Origin of the sequence: Marilutibacter chinensis (genome assembly GCF_021725675.1) — a bacterium.
Taxonomy (GTDB): domain Bacteria; phylum Pseudomonadota; class Gammaproteobacteria; order Xanthomonadales; family Xanthomonadaceae; genus Marilutibacter; species Marilutibacter chinensis.
Genome location: NZ_JAKJPO010000021.1, coordinates 1 through 3,061, shown reverse-complemented (window position 1 = coordinate 3,061; position 3,061 = coordinate 1). Strand labels below are relative to the sequence as shown.

5 protein-coding genes are annotated in these 3,061 nt (G+C 68.7%); all 5 read left to right on the top strand.

The features are described from left to right. The first annotated feature begins 33 nt into the window (after positions 1–33). The 5 genes from L3V18_RS18450 (at position 34) to rpmG (ending at position 2,993) form a co-directional block, all read left to right on the top strand. Entirely contained in the window at positions 34–1,032 is a 999-nt protein-coding gene (locus tag L3V18_RS18450; protein ID WP_237056616.1) for an NAD-dependent epimerase/dehydratase family protein, read from the top strand. A 126-nt stretch (positions 1,033–1,158) separates the two neighbouring features. Then, positions 1,159–1,887: a glycosyltransferase family 2 protein gene (locus tag L3V18_RS18445; protein ID WP_237056615.1), complete on the top strand. Its 729-nt coding sequence runs from the start codon at positions 1,159–1,161 to the stop codon at positions 1,885–1,887. Positions 1,888–1,890: 3 nt separating this feature from the next. Then, positions 1,891–2,232, top strand: coding sequence for a lipid-A-disaccharide synthase N-terminal domain-containing protein (locus tag L3V18_RS18440; protein ID WP_237056613.1), 342 nt, complete (start codon positions 1,891–1,893; stop codon positions 2,230–2,232). 346 nt (positions 2,233–2,578) lie between these two features. Further along, the gene (gene rpmB, locus L3V18_RS18435) at positions 2,579–2,815 is read left to right on the top strand and encodes a 50S ribosomal protein L28 (protein WP_237056612.1); all 237 of its coding nucleotides are present in this window, start codon (positions 2,579–2,581) and stop codon (positions 2,813–2,815) included. A gap of 13 nt (positions 2,816–2,828) precedes the next feature. After that, positions 2,829–2,993 (top strand): 50S ribosomal protein L33, encoded by a 165-nt coding sequence (rpmG, locus tag L3V18_RS18430; protein ID WP_111265111.1) that lies wholly within the window; start codon positions 2,829–2,831, stop codon positions 2,991–2,993. Positions 2,994–3,061 lie beyond the last annotated feature (68 nt).

Genomic DNA, 3,061 nt, shown 5'->3' with positions numbered 1-3,061 from the left:
CGCCGGCGAGCGACCGCGCGAGACCCTTGGCCGATGACGACGAACGACACTCCGCCTCCCGTCCTGGTGACCGGCGCCGCCGGCTTCATCGGCGCCTACGTGTGCCGCGCGCTGCGCGCACGCGGCGATGCGGTGATCGGCCTGGACAACTTCAATGCTTATTACGACCCCCGGCTCAAGCGCGACCGCATCGCCGCGCTGTGCCCGGAGGTCGAGATCCGCGAGCTCGACCTGTGCGATCGCGACGGACTGGCCGCGTTGTTCGATGCGTTCGGGCCGGTCCGCGTGGTGCACCTGGCCGCGCAGGCGGGCGTCCGCTATTCGCTGGAAAACCCGCACGCCTACGTCGACAGCAACCTGGTCGGCTTCGTCAACCTGCTCGAGCTGTGCCGCCATCGCGGCGTCGAGCACCTGGCCTATGCCAGCTCGTCGTCGGTCTACGGCGATTCGGCGACGCCGCCGTTCTCCGAGGACCAGCGGATCGACAAGCCCCGCTCGCTCTACGCCGCGACCAAGGCCGCCAACGAGCTGATGGGCTACACCTACGCGCAGCTGTACGGCTTGCGCGCGACCGGGCTGCGGTTCTTCACCGTCTACGGGCCCTGGGGCCGTCCGGACATGGCGCCGCTGCTGTTCTCGCGCGCGGTGCTGGCGGGGCGGCCGATCGACGTGTTCAACAATGGCCGGATGCGGCGCGATTTCACCCACGTCGACGACATCGTCGACGGCGTGCTGGCCGCGCTCGACCGTCCGCCGCCGGGCGGCGTCGACGGGGTGCCGCCGCACCGGGTGTTCAATCTCGGCAACCACGCGCCGGTCGAGCTGGAGCGGTTCATCGCGGTGATCGAAGGCGCTGCGGGGCGCCCGGCGCAGAAGGTCTACAAGCCGATGCAGCCGGGCGACATGGTCGAGACCATGGCCGACACCGCGCGTGCGCAGGAGGTGCTGGGCTTCGAGCCGAGCACCGCGATCGAGGACGGCCTGCCGCCGGTGGTGGCCTGGTGCCGCGACTACTTCGGCGACGCCGCCTGAGCGTGCAGGCCGCCGGCTGAACGGGGAGTCGGCCATCGCCGCCCGGGGGCGGTAGGATGTGCGCGCCGCGACCGGTCGCGGCTCCCGTTTCGCCGTCCCGCACGGCCCCCGACACCGTCCATTCCGATGACGCAAACCCAGCCCTCGCTCTCCGTGGTCGTGCCCGTGTTCAACGAGCGCGACAACGTCGCCCCGCTCGTGCACGAGATCACTGCCGCCCTGCGCGGCGTGGTGCCGTTCGAGATCGTCTATGTCGACGACCATTCGCGCGACGACACCCTCGACGTGCTGCAGGGCCTGAAGGCCGAGGTGCCCGAGCTGCGGGTGATCCACCATGTCACCCAGAGCGGCCAGAGCACCGCCGTGCGCAACGGCGTCAAGGCCGCGCGCGCGCCGTGGATTGCCACCCTCGACGGCGACGGTCAGAACGATCCGGCCGACATCCCTAAGCTGCTGGCCGAGCGCGACCGCGCCGATCCCGACACCCGGCTGTTCGCCGGCTGGCGGGTGAACCGCCAGGACAGCGGCAGCAAGCGCTGGGCCAGTAAGTGGGCCAATGCGATCCGCGCACGGATGCTGCGCGACGACACGCCCGATACCGGCTGCGGCATCAAGCTGTTCGAGCGGGAGGCCTTCCTCGAATTGCCGCATTTCGACCATATGCACCGCTACCTGCCGGCGCTGATGCAGCGCGCCGGCTACCGCACGGTGAGCGTGCCGGTGAACCATCGCCACCGCACCGCCGGCGTCTCCAAGTACAACAACCTCGGCCGCGCGCTGGTCGGCATCAGCGACCTGCGCGGTGTGGCCTGGCTGATCAGGCGCGGCAAGGTGACCCGGACCGAGGAGGTCTGAGCGATGACCGGCGACTTCATGAACGACCCGATCGGCTGGCTGGAATGGACCGGCATCCACATGTCGCCGTGGAAGCTGATCGGCCTCACCGGCGCCTTCATGTTCGGCGCGCGCTGGCTGGTGCAGTTCATCGCCTCGCGCCGGCACGGCAAGCCGGTGATCCCGCGGCTGTTCTGGTACATGAGCCTGTGCGGCAGCGCGATGACCCTGAGCTACTTCGTGTTCTCGCAGAAGCAGGACGCGGTCGGGGTGATCCAGAACCTGTTCCCGTCGTTCACCGCCGCCTACAGCCTGTACCTGGACATCCGCCACCGCGGCTGGCACCGCGACAAGGCCAGCCACTGAGGCGGACCGGGTCCGGCCTGCCCGGTGGCGGGCGGCGGACCGGCCTGCGGCCCCGGGCTGTGGATAACCTTGCGCATGCGGCGGGACACGGGCATAATGCCCGGCTCGCTGTGTCCGGGCGGGTCTGACGACCCGCCGGGCGACCCCGGAAGCGCGATTCCGGCCGCCATTGGCAGCGACCCGCCGTCCGGCGGGGTTCCACCCTCCCGTATCGCGCACCGCCCCGGATGGTCCGGCGGCGCTGGGGCCGACGCCTCCCTGGCCAAGGGAGACACCACTGGTTTGCGGATCCTTCCGCAAAAGCCCGGCCCTCCATGGCCGGACTCTCCAATTTACGAGGTGCGTAATGTCCCGAGTATGCCAAGTCACCGGCAAGCGTACGACGACCGGCAACAACGTCTCGCACGCGATGAACAAGACCCGTCGCCGTTTCCTCCCGAACCTGCACGAGCGCAAGTTCTGGGTCGCCAGCGAAAACCGCTGGGTGAAGCTGCGCGTTTCCACCAAGGCCCTGCGCACCATCGACAAGAACGGTATCGATGCCGTCCTCGCCGAGCTTCGCGCACGCGGCGAGAAGATCTGAGGAGAACTGAACCATGGCTTCCAAGCGCGACAAGATCCGCCTGATCTCCTCGGCCGGTACCGGCCACTTCTACACCACCGACAAGAACAAGAAGAACACGCCAGGCAAGATGGAGATCAAGAAGTACGATCCCGTCGTTCGCAAGCACGTGATCTACAAGGAAGGCAAGATCAAGTGAGGTAGCGGCGCGGTCGCTTCCCGCGGCCGCCCTTGCCACACTTCTCCCGGTCCTTGCCGGGACACCGA